A 15,619-nucleotide genomic window follows, 5' to 3' on the forward strand; every position below is an offset into this window, starting at 1 on the left:
CTTCCATCGCGGGTCCGGGGCGGGCCCCGGAATTCACGGCGTTCACTTGCGGGAAAGGAGCGGGGGCCCGGCGCTGGCGCCGGGCCCCTGCCTGGCGATCGGAAGGTCAGGCTTCCTTGTTGATCAGCGCGTCGATCTTCTCGTCGGCCTTCTTGGTGGCGTCGGCGACGGAGGCGCCCTTGACGATCTCCAGGAGCATGTTCTGGAGGATCTCCTCCTTCTCCACGGAGGCCCAGCCCGGCGCGATCGGCGTGAACCAGGCGTCCGGCACCGCGTTGGCGATGGCGGCGGTCTCCGGCTTCGCCTTCAGCGGCTCGAGCTGCTTCTCGTTGTTGGGAAGGATGTTCTTCGACGCGAGGACCTCCATGGACTTCGCGTTGGTGAAGAGGGAGATCCACTCCTCGCCGAGGTCCTGGACCTTGGACTTGGAGATCGTGGCGAGGTCCGAGCCGCCGATGAAGGACGGGAGGGCCTTGCCCTCGGGGCCGGGCATACCGGCCGTGGCGATCTTGCCCTCGAGCTTCGGGTTGCCGTTCTCGCCCGTGGTGACGCTGCCGGCCTCCCAGGCCTGGCCGTAGATGACCGCGGCCTTCTCGTTGGCCATGACGTTGGCGTGGTCCTGCTCGTCCTTCGTCACGTCGGCCTTGTTGTACTTCTTGACCAGGTCGACGTAGTGCTGGATGCCCTTCTGGGCCTCCGGGGTGGAGAGCGCGGCCTTCCACTCCTTGCTGCCCTCGTCGTACTCGGCTATCTGGCCACCGAAGGCGGCGACGTAGGACATCGCGGCGTACCAGTAGCGGCCCGGGAAGTAGAGGGAGGAGGCGCGCTTGTCCTTCTTGCCCAGCTCGGCGGAGACCTTGTCCATCGCGGCGAGGAACTCGGTCTCGGTCTGCGGGAGGGCGTCGCTGCCGGTGCCGGCCTTCAGCATGTCCTTGTTGTACACGGCCAGACGGGCGCTCGCGTAGTAAGGAACGCAGTACGTCTTGCCCTCGAAGGAGCACGTGTCCTTCAGACCCTTGATCCAGGTGTCCGAATTCTCGTACTTCTTGGGGTCGATTTCTCCGAGCGCACCATTGAGGATGTACTGCATGGTCTCGGTATTGCCGAGTTCCACGACATCCGGGAATTTATCTCCACCGAGGGAGGTGTCCAGCTTCTTGACCTTGTCGGCCCACTGCTGGTACTGAACCTTGACCGTGACGCCCGGGTACTTCTTGTTGAACTCGGCGTTGACGTCCTTGACCAACTCCGGCCAGGTGGACTGGGCCTCGCCCATGAGCCAGACGGTCAGGGTTTCCTTGCGGTCCTTCGGGGCTGCGGACGACTTCGAGTCGTCCGATCCACACGCCGCGACCGAAACCAACATGCCCGCGACACCGATAGCCGCGATGAGCTTGCGCTTCACGTCAAACCCTCCTCAGGGATGCTGCAACCCCACCCACCGCGAAGACATTCGACGAGTTCTGCTGGGGCTGGACCTGGTCTTTAATGGTTTAGACCAGTACCGGGAGCTTGGCCTAGACCTTTAGGGGTGTCAAGGGTGTATAAGAAGTGCACTCGCGTCCGTTATAGGACCGACACCTAAGGGAGGGCGACGACCCGTGACCGGACCGTGCCACCATGTGAGCCGCGACAGACGGAGGAGCCGGTGACGGCAGCAACGCAGCAGTCGGGAAGGCGGGCCATGGGCTCCGACGGGGGCAGTACGGGGAGCGAGACCGGTGCAGGTACGCGCACAGCGCGCGTACCGAAGTACTACCGGCTCAAGCGGCATCTCCTCGACATGACGGACACCCTGCCGCCCGGCACCCCGGTGCCGCCCGAACGCACCCTGGCCGCCGAGTTCGACACCTCGCGCACCACCGTGCGCCAGGCGCTCCAGGAGCTGGTCGTCGAGGGCCGGCTGGAACGCATCCAGGGCAAGGGGACCTTCGTAGCCAAGCCGAAGGTCTCCCAGGCCCTCCAGCTCACCTCGTACACCGAGGACATGCGCGCCCAGGGACTGGAGCCGACGTCCCAACTGCTGGACATCGGCTATGTGACGGCGGACGACACGCTCGCCGGTCTGCTGGACATCTCGACGGGCGGCCGGGTGCTGCGCATCGAGCGGCTGCGGCTCGCCAGCGGGGAGCCGATGGCGATCGAGACCACGCACCTTTCGGCCAAACGCTTCCCGGCGCTGCGCCGTTCGCTGGTCAAGTACACCTCGCTCTACACCGCGCTCGCCGAGGTGTACGACGTGCGCCTCGCCGAGGCGGAGGAGACCATCGAGACCTCGCTCGCCACCCCGCGCGAGGCGGGGCTGCTGGGCACCGACGTGGGGCTGCCGATGCTCATGCTGTCCCGCCATTCGGTGGACGGCCAGGGGGAACCGGTGGAGTGGGTGCGCTCGGTGTACCGGGGCGACCGCTACAAGTTCGTGGCCCGCCTGAAGCGGCCGACGGACTGAGCACCACCACGGCACGGCGCGGTACGCACAGGGCGGTGGCCCGGGGACGAACTCCCCGGGCCACCGCCCGTTTTCGGTCACGCGGGGTGCGTCAGCGCAGCTCGGGGTCGGTCTCGATGACGCTGTACGGGTATGGGAGCGTCTGGTCGCTCGCCGCGGTCAGCAGGGCGGCGTCGGCCGGGTCGAGGTCCAGGTCCGCCGCGCCCAGGTTGGTCTCCAGCTGCTCAAGGGTGCGGGCGCCCACGATGGGGGCGGTGACCCCGGGCCGGCCGAGCAGCCAGGCGAGGGCCAGCACCGGCACCGCGAGGCCCGTGCGTCCGGCGACCTCGTGCAGGGCGTCCAGCACCCGCCAGGTGCGCTCGTCCCCCTCGTAGGCGCTCCACGACTCGCCCCAGCCGAGCCGCTCGGCGGTCTCCACCCGGGTGCCCGCGGGCGGCCGCTCCGCACCGCGCCGGATCGCGCCGCTCAGCCAGCCGCCGCGCAGCGGGCTCCAGGGGATGACGCCCAGGCCCTCGTTGCGGCTGACCTCCATCAGCTCCCACTCGGCGGAACGGTCCAGCAGGTTGTAGAGCGGCTGGAGGGCCGTGAAGGGCTCCCAGCCGTGTCCCCGGCTCAGGTCGACCGCCTTCTGGAGCTGCCAGCCGGAGAAGTTGCTGGCCCCGATGTAGCGCACCTTTCCGGAGGTGACCAGCGCGTCCAGGGTGGCGAGGGTCTCCTCCAGCGGGGTGCCCGGGTCCCAGGCGTGCACCTGGTAGAGGTCGATGTGGTCGGTGCCCAGCCGGCGCAGGCTCGACTCGACCCCGGCGATCAGGTGGCTGCGGCCCAGGCCGCGGTCGTTGGGGCCCTCCCCCGTGCCGTACCGCACCTTGGTGGCGATCACCACGTCGTCGCGGCGCTGTCTCTTCAGCCAGCGGCCGAGGATCTCCTCGGAGGCCCCGGCGGAGTAGATGTCGGCGGTGTCCACGAAAGTGCCGCCCGCCTCGGTGAAGCGGTCCAGCAGGGCGTGGCTGGTGGTCTCGTCGGCCTCACGGCCGAACGTCATGGCGCCGAGGCAGAGTTCACTGACCCGCAGGCCGGTCTTTCCCAGGTAGCGGTAACGCATGGTGAGTTCCTTCGTCGTGGTGGCGGGATCGGTGGTCGGCGAGCGTCCGGTGGCCCGGTTCGGCGAGCGAGACGGACACCTCCTGGACGCTGTGGTCGGACAGGCCGCGCGGATCGCGGAAGCGGTAGCGGTGGACCCGGGCGCCCGGGGTGGTGAGCACCCAGTCCAGCCGCCACCAGCGCAGGCCCGGACGGGCCTGCCACGAGGTGGGGCAGAGGCGTCCGGACAGGGCGACCGCGTCGGAGCCCAGCCGGGCGATGCGGCGGGCGTCCCCGATCGCGGCGGTGGTGTTGAAGTCCCCCGCGATCAGGGCCGGATGGGGGCAGCCGGCGACGTCCCCGACGAGCCCCCGGTACTCCCGTGCCCGGTCGGCGGCCCGGGAGCGGACCGCGCGGTAGAAGTCTGTGCGCAACGGGCTGATGAGTCGCAGCTGTACCGGGATGTGGACGTTGAAGGTGGCGAGAATCCGACCGTCACCCGGCATCTCCAGGTCCACCCGCAGGGTCCGCCGGGCGGCCGTCTCGACGGTCGCGGCGACCGGCAGCCGGGACAGGGTGATCAGACCGCGGGCGATGACGGCCCGGTGGCCGGGGAAGGTCTCGCGCAGCCGCCGCTCGTCGTCGATCAGGCGGTACGTGCCGTCGAACTCGTCGTGGTGGTACTCCTGGAGGAGGTAGACGTCGGCGTCGAGCCCGCGCAGAAAGGCGTAGAAGGGTTCCGGGTCGGTGGACTGGCACCAGTGCTGGGTGTTCCAGGACACGACGCGCACCGCCCCGTCCGGCGGCGGTGGCGGGCGGCGCTTCCCCCGTACGAGCGCGCCCGGCACGAGGCCGGACTGCCGGGCCCCGAGCGCCAGGGCCGCGCCCGCCACTACGGCGGCCGTGAGGTCCTCCGTCGCCCAGGAGAGCGGCAGGAGCAGGCCGGGCAGGGCGACGAACACGGGCGGCGGCAGCAGCGAGGGCAGCAGCCAGAACCACCAGCGGCCGTTGAGGACGAGGTGCGCGGCCAGGAAGACCGCCCAGGCACCGGCCGCCCACACCACCCATCCGCCGCCCGGCCAGGCGGCGTTCGCCCCGCCGTCCGCCGCCAGGACGCCGGCCGTTCTCACGCGGGGGCTCCCTGTACGGCCCCGGCCTCCTGGAACAGCGCGTCGTAGGCGTCCAGGCAGCTGTCGGTCCCGTACCGGGCGCGGGCGTCACGGCCTCCCTCGGCTCGGCGCTCCGGGGCGTAGGCGGCCACCTCCAGGAGGGCCCCGGCCAGGGCGCGGGCGTCGCCGGGCGGGAAGAGGCGGCCGAAACCGGTCTCCGACACCGGCACGCGCATGCCCGGCGCGTCGCTCGCGACGGAGGGGACGCCGAGCATCATCGCCTCGGCCTGGGAGATGCCGAAGGACTCCTCGGCGACGGACGGCAGGGCGAAGGCGTCCAGCGAGGCGTAGAAGCCCGCCACCCGGTCGTCGGCGAGGAAGCCGGTGAACCGGATACGGGTGTCGTCGCCGGCCCGTGCGCGCAGGGCCCCGACGACGCTGCCGCCCGCGACCTTGGAGTAGTCGCCGGCGATCAGCAGCCGGGCCTCGGGGTCCGGGATCGTCCGGAACGCGTCGACCAGGTGGTGCAGCCCCTTCTCCGGGGCGATCCGGCCGAGGAAGCCGAAGTGCGGGCCCGCCGTCTCGCGGAAGGCGGCCGGGGCGGGCTCGCGTTCACGGCAGGGCGGGGCGATGGCCAGCAGCCGGCGCCCGCGCATCAGGGGCCAGTGGCGCGAATGCTCCGCGTGGTCCACGTTGTTGACGACCACGGCGGCCGAGCGGCGCAGCGCCCCGGCCACCGAGGCGTCGACCACCTTCACCTGGAGCGGGGCGAGAGCGCCCCCGGCGAGCCAGACGTCGTCGTGGTGGGTGGCGACCACCGGGGTGTCCCCGGCGAGGCGGGCGACGAGCCCCGCCTCCAGCATCGGCAGGTGGATGTTGACGACCCGGGAGGCGCGGGCGATCCGCCCGGCGAGCGGGGCGAACCCGGGGCTGATCACCCCGCGCCCGAGCCGGGCGGCGACCGGGGCGCGGAACACCTCGACGCCGTTCACGGTCTCCCGCGCGGGGCGGTCCGGATCGTGCCGGCAGGCGACGACGGCGACCCGGCGGCCCCGCGCGGCCAGCCCCTCGGCGACCGTGCGGGCCACTTCGGTGAGCCCGCTGGTGTACGGGAGGTAGTAGGTGAGCACGATCGTCGCGTCGAAGCGGGGCGAGCGCGCGGAGCGCCGGGTCATGACCGGTCCTTCTCGGTGGCCGGGGCGGAGGCCCCGGGGGCGGGCAGGGAGAGGCGGAGATCGATCAGCCGGTGGGTGGAGAGGGCGGCGGGCGGGTCCTGGACGGACTGCCGGTGCAGGTCGATCCGGGGCGAGACGAACGCCCAGTCGAGCCGCCAGAGCGCCGGGCCGCTCACCGGGAAGGTCGCCGGGTAGACCGAGTCCCCCGCGTCGGCGGCGTCCCGCAGCCCGTCGAACCAGCGCAGGTCCCCGGTGCCCGGCAGCACGTTGAGGTCCCCGGCGAGCACCACCGGGTGGCCGTTGGCGTCGAGGTCCTCGCGCAGCGCCTCGAAGTGCCTCTCGCGGCGCTCCGAGAGCTGTCGTACGGAGCGGTGGTAGGCGGGGGTCAGCGGGTTGCGGTCGACGTTCAGCAGATCGGGCAGATGGGTGTTGTAGAGGGACAGGGTCCGGCCGTCGACGTCGATGTCGGTGCGCAGGACGCGGACGTTCCAGTAGTCGGCCCAGGAGGTGTCGGGCGGGGCGAGCCCGTCCGGGCGCAGGGCCCGCGCCGAGGTGATCGGGAAGCGGGACAGGGTGAGGAACTCGCCCTCGGTGGCGATGTGGAAGCCGGGGAACTCCTTACGGAGCCTGGCCAGGTCGTCGATCGGCGCGGGTTCGTCGCCCCGGGCGTTCTGGTACTCCTGGAGGAGGTAGACGTCGGCGGAGCGGGACTTGAGGTACGCGTAGAACGCGTCGGTGTCGCTGTCCTGGTCCCAGAAGAAGGTGTTCCAGCTGACCACCCTCAGGGCGTCCGGGGGGACGGCGGGCTGCCCGCGCAGGAGCGCCCCGGGATGCAGCCCGGTCTGCCAGGAGCCGAGGAGCAACGAGAGCAGGACGACGCTCACCGCGGCCCGCCTGCCGTGCCGGATCAGGGCGGCCGGGATCAGCAGGGCGAGCGGGACCAGCAGATGGAGGACGGGCGGGGCGAGGCCGAGACCGTTCCACGCCCACCACCGGCCGCTGAGGAGGGCGCGGGCGGCGACGAACAGGGCCCACAGGACGGCGACGGCGAGCAGCAGCCGGCCGGGCCAGCGGCGGGGCGGCCCTGCGGGCTCGGGCGGCGCGGCCGGATCTGCCACCGGTCCCGGAGTGAGGGTCCCGGTCATGTGGCGGCCCGCACCGGCGCGAGGTGCTCCCCCGGCTCGTACAGCCGGCGGAAGCGGCGGGAGGTCAGCCACTGGAGGACGCCGATACCCGCGCCCGCCGCGATGACCGCGTTGACCACGGTGTGCGTGCAGGCGAAGTAGGCGGCGAACAGGGGGCCCCGGCGGTGCAGGACGAAGCGGTGGAGGGCGGTGTCCGCCAGCAGGGTGAAGGCCAGCAGGGCGGCGGGGGCGAGCAGCCAGGGCAGGGCGATCAGGCCGAGCGGCAGGGTCAGCAGGGCGAGCAGGGCCGCGACGCTGGCTGACGCGCGCGGTCCGGTGGCGATGCCGCCGGGAAGGTCGCCGCGGCGGACGTACAGCGGGATGTGCAGCCGGGTGCGGTGGAAGACCTTGCGCAGCACGACGCGCCAGGTGTCGTCGTGGTCGTGCCGCCCGCGCACGGTGGTGGAGCTGTGGACCTCGTAACTCCGGCAGATCCGGGCGGCGTAGTCACCGTCCTCGGTGTGCCGCAGCCGGGGGTTGAAGGGGCCGATCTCGGCGAAGACCCGGGCGGGCATGGCGCAGATCGCGGTGTGCAGGGTGCCGATGCGGCCCTCGGTCTCGGCGAGCCAGTAGAACTGGTGGAGGCAGCGGTACTCCTCGATCAGGCTGTCCCGGATGAGGGGTTCGGCGTCGTAGGTGCCGCAGACCGCGCCGATGCGGGGGTCGGAGTCGAGCAGGGCGACGGCGTTCGCGATGGCGTCCGGCTCCATCGCCACGTCGGAGTCGACGAACACGATGATCTCGCCCCGGGCGTGGGCCGCCCCGGTGTTGCGGGTGGTGGCCACTCCGCTGTTGACGCCGGTGCTGATCACCCGGACGCCGCAGGCCTCGGCGACGGCGACCGAGTCGTCGGTGGAGCAGTCGTCGATCAGCAGCACCTCCAGCGGTTCGTAGGTCTGGGCGAGCGCGGCGCGCAGGCAGAGTTCCAGCGCGCGGCCGTAGTTGTAGTTGGGGACGACGACGGAGACGAGCGGTTGCTTCCGGTTCATGGGGCGGCGCCTTCGGGCGGTCGGTGGGTCATGCGGACGCTTGCGGGAGGAGGAGGGCGAGGGCGACGAGCACCGCCCACAGCGCCGCGTTGACGAGCGTGGCGCGGTCCCGGAAGAGGACGTGGACGGGGTTGCCGCCGCCCTCCTCGACGAGGAGGAGCTGGAGGTAGCGGGCGAGGCCGAAGACGGCGCAGGGGGCGGAGAGCAGGGTGACGAGGGAGGCCCCGGCGGCGAGGGCCGCGTCGTCGCGCAGGTAGAGCACGTAACTGACGGCGGTCAGCACGGCGACCAGGACGACGAGGTGGTCGAGGAAGGCGAGCGTGTAGCCGCGCAGGGCGGGGCGGTGGGCGCGGCCCGCCGCCGTCATCTCGTGCCGGCGTTTGCCGAGCGCCAGCATCAGGCAGAGCGAGAAGACGCACAGCGCCAGCCATTCGGACATCCGGGCGCCGACGAGCAGCGACCCCTGGACGAGCCGCAGCACGAAGCCGGTCGCCACGATGAACGCGTCCACCAGCGGTACGTGTTTGAGCCCCTGGGAGTAGGCGAGGCTCAGCGCCAGGTAGAGGGCGGTGGGCCACCACAGCCAGGCGGGCCCGGCCACCGCCCAGCCGGTCAGCGACAGGGCCAGGACGCCGGTCAGCGCTCCGGCGGCGGCGGTGGACACCTGGCCGGAGGCGATCGGGCGGTGGCGTTTGACCGGGTGCAGCCGGTCCCGCTCCCGGTCGGCGAGGTCGTTGACGACGTAGACGAGCGCGGAGGCGAGGGTGAAGCCGAGGACGGCCCAGCCGGTGCGCAGGAAGGCGGCGGTCCCCCAGGGGTGGGTGTCGAGCAGGGCCAGCGGGACGACGGCCAGGTTCTTCACCCACTGGCCGGGGCGCAGGAGGGCGAGGAGGTCGCGGGGGCGGTTGCGGCGGCGACGGCCCCGTACGTCGGTCGCGCTCGTGGTCGTGGTCGTCGTCGCGCTCGTGGTCGTGGTCGTGGTCGTGATGATCGCGCTCGCGCTCGTGGTCGCGGTCACGGTCGGTAGCGGCTCAAGCGGCTGAAGCGGTTCTACGGCGATGGGTTCGGGCAGGGCGGTGAGGTCGGCGGGTTCGGGCTCGGGCGGGACTGCCACCACGCGCACGGGCGCGGGTGAGGACCGGGTGATGTCCACGGCAGGGCTCCAGGGGATCAGAAGAAGACCTTGGCCAGGCCGAGCGCCCCTTGGCGCCACGGGTCCCGGCTGGTCCGGCCGGCTCCGGGAGCGGGTGTACCGGCCCCCCGCTGGGTGCGCCACCACGCGTACGTGCCGAGGATGGCGTCCTGGTTGGAGAGCGCGGGACGGAAGCCGAGCCGTTCGGTGGCCCGGCCGATGTCCACGTAACTGTCGTCGAGGAGCTTGAAGAGCAGCCGCCCGTAGACCGGGGAGAGCTTGGTGCGCTCCAGCAGGCGCAGGACCGCGAGTGCCGGTGCTGCCGGCAGCGGGACCACGCGTTTGCCGTGCCCGGCCGCGTCCAGCACGGCCTGGAAGTCCTCGCGCAGGGTGCCGAATTCGGCGGCGCCCAGGTTGTAGACGTCGTTCGCGATCTCGGGCGGGGCGTTCAGGGCGAGCACCACGGCGTCGACGAGGTCGGCCATGCCGAACATCTGGATGCGGACGTCGCCCCGGCCGAGGACCGGGAAGTTGCGGCGCTCCTCGGCCCATTCGAAGAGCATCGAGAAGAGGCCCATGCGGCCGGGCCCGAGGAAGGTCTTGGGGCGCAGCACCGGCAGGCACATCCCGCGCGCCCGGAACTCCTCGCAGACCTCCTCCGCCTCGGCCTTGGCCCTGCTGTACGGGTCGACGGGCTCGCGGGGGTGCTCCTCCGGGGTGGGGACCTGTTTGGGGAGCCCGTAGACGGCGGTGGAGGAGATGTGCACGACCCGGTCGATCCGGGCCCGGTGCGCGGCGGTCAGGACGGTGCGGGTGCCGTCGACGGTGATGGAGCGGATCTGGTCGACGGGGTAGCTGGGCAGGGCGGCGGCGCAGTGCACCAGCGCGTGAGCCCCGTCGAAGGCGCGGGCGAGCGCCGCCGCGTCGCGGATGTCGGCGACGATGTGGCGGGCGCCGGCGGGCGGGCGGGGGTCGTCTCGCAGGTCGACGCCGACGACGTCGTGGCCGTCGGCGGCGAGCCGGGCCACCAGGTGGGAGCCGAGCATGCCGGCGGCTCCGGTGACGGCGATGGTCAGGCCGCCCATCGCGACACCGCCTTGTCCTTGAGGAAGGCGGTGAGCAGCCGGTTCATGCCCTTGGCCAGGGTCTTGTCGAAGGCGTCGAGGAAGATCTCCACCTCGTCGGCTCCGGCGACCAGGCAGGGCGCGGCCACCAGGGGGCTGCGGCCGTTGAGCGTGTAGTACATGTACACGTCGTGGTCGTGGTACATCGCGTTGACGACCGCGCAGGTGATGACCTTGGTGCGCAGCAGCGGGTCGCGGGCCAGTCCGCCGGGGGCGATCTTCGCGGCGAGGTCCAGGAGGCGGGGGCCGCCGTCGAGGAAGATCCCGTACAGCGCTCCGGCGCCCCGGACGTCCGCGATGATGTCGGGGTACTGCTTGCGCAGCCGCTCCAGGCCCGGGGCGAGGACGCGTTCGATGGCCCGGGCGCGGGCCGGGTAGTCGTCCTCGACGGCGATGTTGACGGCTTCCAGCGCGGTGGCGGTCTCCTCGCCGAAGCCGTAGTAGGTGGTGCTGGTGGACTGGAGCATGGCGTCGCCGAGGCTGTCGTAGGCCTTGCGGAAGACGGGTTCGCGGGCGACGAAGGCGGAGACGGAGGACTTGCCGCCGCCGAAGGACTTCGAGGTGGTCACCACGTCCGGCACGAGCCCGGGGTAGCGCATGAAGTGGAAGAGGCTGCCCGTCTTGCCCCAGCCGGTGTAGATCTCGTCGAAGATCAGCACGATCTTCTCCTCGGTGCACAACTCCCTGACGCCACGCAGGAATTCCTCGGAGCACTCCGTCATCGTGGAGGCGGAGAAGGGTTCGATGAGGAGTGCGTAGACGTCGCAGCGGCCCTTGGCGTCCCGGGCTGCGGCGACCGCTTCCCGTACGGAGTCGAGGTCGCCGTAGCGGAAGGCGGAGACGCCGGGTATGCCGGGGAAGGCGAAGCTGTTCTGGGCGCTGCCGGTGAGGCTGCCGGAGCCCAGCAGCTTGCCGTGGAAGCTGATGTCGGCGTGCAGGATCTGCTGCCGGCGGCCGCCGTGGTACTTGTACGCGAGTTTCACCGCGCCCTCGACGGCCTCGGCCCCCGAGTTGGGGAAGAACGAGAGGTTCAGGTCGCCGGGGAGGAGCTGGGCGAGGTTGTGGCCGAGGGCGGCGATGTAGGGCGAGAAGTAGGTCTTGTGGACCTCCATCCGGCGCTGTTCCTGGAAGCGGCGGCGGGCGGCGAGGATCCGCGGGTGGTTGTGGCCGTGGTTGAGGACGCCGACGCCGCCGGTGAAGTCGAGGATGCGGCGGCCGTCGCGGGTGTGGATCCAGGATCCCTCGGCGTGGTCGACGAGTTCCCGGCCGAAGCCGAAGGAGGTCATCAGGGAGACCTGGCTCTTGTTGACGTGGGAGCGGTACAGCTCGTGCACCTGGCTCGTCGACAGTTGTTCGCAGTCGTCCACGGTGAGCAGGGGGGTGGCGTCGGAGGTCATGCGGCTCCTTCCTGGAGCGCGGGTCGGGGGGTGGGCAGGGGTCCGGCGGCGCGGGCCCACGCGAGTGCGGCGCCGGTGGCGGCCACCTCGCTGAGCACGCAGACCAGCCGGCTGGCGATGACGGCCGCGGTGGCGGCGGACAGCGGCATGACCGCGCCGAGGGGCGCGAGGAGGACGAGTTCGCGGGCGCCCCAGCCGTCGGGCAGGACGAAGGCGAGGCTTCCGGCGACGGTCGCCAGGGCGAAGCCGCCGACGCAGACCGGCAGGGAGAGCAGCGGCGGGGCGCCGAGGAGCACGACGATCGCCCACAGGTGGAGTCCGGAGACGGCCCAGGAGGCGCAGGCCCAGCCGATGGAGAGCCGCAGGGCCCGGGGCGAGCCCTCGGCGGCTCCGTCCGGGCGGCGGGCCAGCCGCATCGTCCACGCGACGAGGCGGCCCACCCAGCCGGGCCGAGCCACGGCGGCGGCGGCGAGCAGGACGAGCGGCGCGAAGACCCAGGCGCCCGTGCCGAACACGGCCGGTGCGACGAGGAGTCCGGCGGCGGCCCCGGTGGTCATCCCGATGACGAGGCCGAGGCCGAAGGCGGCGATCATCCGCTCGGGGGCGATGCCGAGGGCCTTGCCGAGCTGGATGTGGGCGAGGACGCCCCAGATGCGGCCGGGGACGAATTTACTGATGACGCCGATGAAGAAGATCCGGGCGGTGTCGCTGGTACGGGCCGTGGAGCCGCCGTCCACGACGAGGACCCGCCAGGACAGCATCGACAGGACGAGCCCGGCCGCGTTGGCGAGGAGGGCGGCGGCGAGCAGCAGCACTCCCCCGGGCCGGCCTGCGGCCTCGGCCATCTCCGTACCGGCGCCGCGCAGCGAACCGCCCACGGCGAAGCAGGTCGCCGCGATGAGCACGAGGGCGGCGGCCGTACGCAGCAGCCGGGCGCGGCGGGAGGGACGGGCCGCGGCTTCGGGCACCTCCGCTCCGGCCTCGGGTGGCCCGGCCTCTGGCGTCCCGGGCCCGGCCTCGGGCGCCCCCGCCCCGGCGACCCCGGGCCCCTGGTCCACTCCGGCGCTCACGGAGCGGCCACCGGGGCGGGCCGGTCGCGGCGGCCCCGGACGGAGGGGCCGAAGCGGGGGTCGACCAGCCAGCGCAGCCCGCCGACCACAGCGCCGAGGACGAGCGCCAGGTGCACCGCGAAGTGCAGCGCGGTGAAGCGGAGCAGGAAGGGCCACCCCTTGCGGCGGGCCACGAAGCGCGACAGCCCAATGTCCGCCAGCGCGAAGGCCACGGCGCAGGCCAGGGGCGCGGCGAGCAGCCAGGGGGTGAGCAGCGCGAGCGGGAGGGTGAGCGGGACCAGACCGGCGGCCAGGACGCCGCCGGTGCGGTTGGCGCGCAGCCCACCGCCGCGCCGGCGCTCGACGGCGGCGACGGGGACGAGCAGTTGGGAGCGGCGGTACTGCTCGGCGAGCATCGGCAGCAGCCGGTCCACGTCGTCGTGGCGGCCGGTCACCCGCTCGCTGAGGCGGATACGGTGGGTGGCGGCGAGGCGGTCGCTGTACTCGACGTCCTCGGAGTCGCGGAGGTTCTCGTCGAAGGGCCCGGTCGCCTCGAAGACGCGGCGCTCGATCGCGGCCAGCGCGAAGAAGGCGGTGCCGACGACTCCGGCGCTGCGGTGTCGCCAGAAGTGCGCGTGCAGGCAGTGGTAGACCTCCACCGGGCCGTCGTCGAAGAGCGGTTCGGGGTCCAGGACGCCGTGGACGCAGCCGGTCTCCGGGTCGTCCATCAGCAGGTCGACGGCGTTCTCGATCGCGTCGGGGGCCAGTGCGATGTCGGAGTCGAGGAAGAACAGCACCTGGCCGGCGGAGGCGGCGACGCCGAGGTTGCGGGCGGCGGAGACCCCCGCGTTGTCCGGGCGGGCGACGAGCACACAGGGGAACTCGCGGGCGATGTCGCGCGAGCGGTCGGTGCTGGCGTCGTCCACGACGACCACGTCACAAGGGCGCAGCGTCTGGGCATAGACGGATTCCAGGCAGGCCCGCAGGGTCTTCTCGTAGTTGTGGTTGGGGATGATCACTGACACGGTGGGGCGCTCCCGTGGCATGGCGGGTCCGGTCCTTTCGGTTCGGGGAGTCGGTGCGGATCCGGACCTCCCAGGGCCGCGGGCCGCCAGCCGAGGGAGGCGGGGCGCGCGGCGCTCAGGAGGGTCAGGAGGAAGCCCAGCGCGGCCAGTTCGGCATGCACGGAGTCGGGGCTCTCCATGTAGAGCGCGGCGCGGACCGAGCCGTCCGGGCTCTCGGAGACGTACACATGGACCGGGCCCCCGGGGTGCGGTCCGGCGCTGCGGACGCAGGCCCCGACGCGGTGGGCGCGCAGCCGCCCGGCAAGGTCCCGTGCCGTCCACCGGTCGGGGTGCGGGGGTTCGGCACGCACCAGGAGCGCGGTCACCAGGAACACGGGGGCGTCCCGTTCTCCCGGGGTCACCCCCAGGAGAAGCCCTCCCGGCCCGTGGCGGCGAGTGCGGCCGGCGAGGGGCGGCGGGTCGGGGAACGGAACGCACGCATCGGGAACTCCTCGAAGATGTAGCGGTGTGTGGATGACTTGTGACGGCCTGATCCTGTCCCCATCGCCGCCCCGGAGGCCACGGTCTCCGGGTGGCCGCGAGTTGCGGGGCAGCAGGGTGCCAGCTCCGCGGGCGGCCGTACGGGGCCCGCTGCCTGGGACGATGCGGTGGTGGCAGTCAACTGCCAGGCACCTTGCGGCCATTGGCTCCACGGGCGGCGACCGTTCCGGCCGCCGCCCGCCTCGGCCTTTCCGGCCACGTGCGGCCTCTCGGAGCCCATCCATCCCGTGGACCTGGTCTATACCTTCACAACACGTCGGCCCTACACTCGCGCCCGGTGCTGAAGTGGCGTCCCGTGCGGGAGTGCGTGGACGGCGTGACATCTGCGGGGGAGCCAGAGATGTTAGAGGTACTGGGGCTGGACGCACGGACGGAGCTGGTGTACCGGCTCGTTCTGGAGGAGCCGGAGCTGCGGCTGGACGAGATCGTGGCGCGGCTCGGGCGGAGCGAGGACGATGTGCGCCGGGCTCTCGACCAACTGGCCGAGCTGTGCCTGCTGGATGACGGTCCTCGCGGTACGGAGCAGGGCCCGCCGGTCTTCCGCGCACTGGACCCGGCCGCCAGTCTGCCGTTCCTCCTCTCCCGCCGGGAAGCCGAACTGGCCCGGCAGCAACGGGGGCTCGAGATCGCGCGGGACGCGATGTCGGCCCTCACGACGGACCGGGGGCGTCGGGCGGGCGGGGGCTTCGACGTCGTCAAACGGCTGGAGGGGCTCGACGCGGTACGTGAGCGGCTGACCGAACTGGCCGAGCTGGCCAGGACGGAGTGCCTCTCGCTGCTGCCCGGCGGCGCGCAGTCCCCGGACACGCTGGAGGCCAGCGGTCCGCTGGACCGGCGGGCGTTGGAGCGCGGCGTGCGGCTCCGCAGCATCTATCAGGACAGCTTCCGCAACGATCCTTCGACCCTGCGCTATGTGACCCGGCTGGGCCTGCTCGGCGCGGAGAGCCGTACGCTGCCCACCCTGCCGCTGGTCATGGTCGTGGTCGACGGGGAGGTGGCCCTGGTGCCGCTGGACCCCGACGACGGCCGGGCGGGCGCGCTGGAGTTGCGGAGCAAGGGGGCCGTCGCGGTGGCCCGGCTCCTGTTCGAGCAGCTGTGGGCCACCGCGACCCCGCTCGGCCCCGCTCCCCGCCGCGACGGCAACGGGCTGACCCCGCAGGAGGACGAGTTGCTGTCCCTGCTGGCGAAGGGGCACACGGACGCGACGGCCGCCCGCAGGCTGGGGGTGTCCCTGCGCACGGTGCGCCGGATGAACGCGGAGCTGACGGCCAGGATGCAGGCCCGCAGCAGGTTCCAGGCGGGCGCGGAGGCAGCGCGCCGGGGCTGGATCTGACCGGCCGGAAAGCCTGCGCATCCGGGGTGAACC

14 protein-coding genes are annotated in these 15,619 nt (G+C 72.5%); 2 read left to right on the top strand and 12 right to left on the bottom strand.

Going from position 1 to position 15,619, the window contains the following annotated elements:
- Positions 1-106 precede the first annotated feature (106 nt).
- Entirely contained in the window at positions 107-1,405 is a 1,299-nt protein-coding gene (locus tag N7925_RS10600; protein ID WP_265599415.1) for a sugar ABC transporter substrate-binding protein, read from the bottom strand.
- Positions 1,406-1,684: 279 nt separating this feature from the next.
- Here N7925_RS10600 and N7925_RS10605 point away from each other — a divergent pair, with 279 nt between their 5' ends.
- On the top strand, positions 1,685-2,449 hold the full coding sequence (locus tag N7925_RS10605; RefSeq protein WP_274346432.1) for a GntR family transcriptional regulator: 765 nt from the start codon (positions 1,685-1,687) through the stop codon (positions 2,447-2,449).
- Positions 2,450-2,540: 91 nt separating this feature from the next.
- Here the strand turns inward: N7925_RS10605 and N7925_RS10610 are convergent, their stop codons facing one another.
- From N7925_RS10610 to N7925_RS10660, 11 genes are read right to left on the bottom strand one after another with little or no spacing between them, the layout of a single operon-like run.
- Positions 2,541-3,551 (bottom strand): aldo/keto reductase, encoded by a 1,011-nt coding sequence (locus N7925_RS10610; RefSeq protein WP_274343720.1) that lies wholly within the window; start codon positions 3,549-3,551, stop codon positions 2,541-2,543.
- Positions 3,508-4,659 carry an endonuclease/exonuclease/phosphatase family protein gene (locus N7925_RS10615; RefSeq protein ID WP_274343721.1) on the bottom strand — a complete coding sequence of 384 codons (1,152 nt, stop codon included), beginning with the start codon at positions 4,657-4,659 and terminating at the stop codon, positions 3,508-3,510. The genes N7925_RS10610 and N7925_RS10615 overlap by 44 nt, the downstream gene beginning before the upstream one ends.
- The gene (locus tag N7925_RS10620) at positions 4,656-5,813 is read right to left on the bottom strand and encodes a glycosyltransferase family 4 protein (RefSeq protein ID WP_274343722.1); all 1,158 of its coding nucleotides are present in this window, start codon (positions 5,811-5,813) and stop codon (positions 4,656-4,658) included. Before N7925_RS10620 ends, N7925_RS10615 begins: the two co-directional genes overlap by 4 nt.
- Positions 5,810-6,958 carry an endonuclease/exonuclease/phosphatase family protein gene (locus N7925_RS10625; RefSeq protein WP_274343723.1) on the bottom strand — a complete coding sequence of 383 codons (1,149 nt, stop codon included), beginning with the start codon at positions 6,956-6,958 and terminating at the stop codon, positions 5,810-5,812. Before N7925_RS10625 ends, N7925_RS10620 begins: the two co-directional genes overlap by 4 nt.
- Positions 6,955-7,986 carry a glycosyltransferase family 2 protein gene (locus N7925_RS10630; RefSeq protein ID WP_274343724.1) on the bottom strand — a complete coding sequence of 344 codons (1,032 nt, stop codon included), beginning with the start codon at positions 7,984-7,986 and terminating at the stop codon, positions 6,955-6,957. Before N7925_RS10630 ends, N7925_RS10625 begins: the two co-directional genes overlap by 4 nt.
- 28 nt (positions 7,987-8,014) lie before the next feature.
- Positions 8,015-9,139 carry a UbiA prenyltransferase family protein gene (locus N7925_RS10635; protein ID WP_274343725.1) on the bottom strand — a complete coding sequence of 375 codons (1,125 nt, stop codon included), beginning with the start codon at positions 9,137-9,139 and terminating at the stop codon, positions 8,015-8,017.
- Between the two features lie 17 nt (positions 9,140-9,156).
- On the bottom strand, positions 9,157-10,203 hold the full coding sequence (locus N7925_RS10640) for an NAD-dependent epimerase/dehydratase family protein (RefSeq protein ID WP_265599422.1): 1,047 nt from the start codon (positions 10,201-10,203) through the stop codon (positions 9,157-9,159).
- The gene (locus tag N7925_RS10645; RefSeq protein ID WP_265599423.1) at positions 10,191-11,639 is read right to left on the bottom strand and encodes an aspartate aminotransferase family protein; all 1,449 of its coding nucleotides are present in this window, start codon (positions 11,637-11,639) and stop codon (positions 10,191-10,193) included. The genes N7925_RS10640 and N7925_RS10645 overlap by 13 nt, the downstream gene beginning before the upstream one ends.
- Positions 11,636-12,709, bottom strand: a complete 1,074-nt coding sequence (locus N7925_RS10650; protein WP_274343726.1) for a lysylphosphatidylglycerol synthase domain-containing protein — start codon at positions 12,707-12,709, stop codon at positions 11,636-11,638. Before N7925_RS10650 ends, N7925_RS10645 begins: the two co-directional genes overlap by 4 nt.
- The gene (locus N7925_RS10655) at positions 12,706-13,707 is read right to left on the bottom strand and encodes a glycosyltransferase family 2 protein (protein WP_274346433.1); all 1,002 of its coding nucleotides are present in this window, start codon (positions 13,705-13,707) and stop codon (positions 12,706-12,708) included. The genes N7925_RS10650 and N7925_RS10655 overlap by 4 nt, the downstream gene beginning before the upstream one ends.
- Complete coding sequence (locus N7925_RS10660; RefSeq protein WP_265599425.1) at positions 13,704-14,114, bottom strand: hypothetical protein; 411 nt, start codon at positions 14,112-14,114, stop codon at positions 13,704-13,706. Before N7925_RS10660 ends, N7925_RS10655 begins: the two co-directional genes overlap by 4 nt.
- 479 nt (positions 14,115-14,593) lie before the next feature.
- Here N7925_RS10660 and N7925_RS10665 point away from each other — a divergent pair, with 479 nt between their 5' ends.
- Positions 14,594-15,586, top strand: a complete 993-nt coding sequence (locus N7925_RS10665; RefSeq protein WP_265599426.1) for a helix-turn-helix transcriptional regulator — start codon at positions 14,594-14,596, stop codon at positions 15,584-15,586.
- Positions 15,587-15,619: the final 33 nt, after the last annotated feature.

Source organism: Streptomyces sp. CA-278952 (genome assembly GCF_028747205.1).
Taxonomy (GTDB): Bacteria; Actinomycetota; Actinomycetes; order Streptomycetales; family Streptomycetaceae; genus Streptomyces.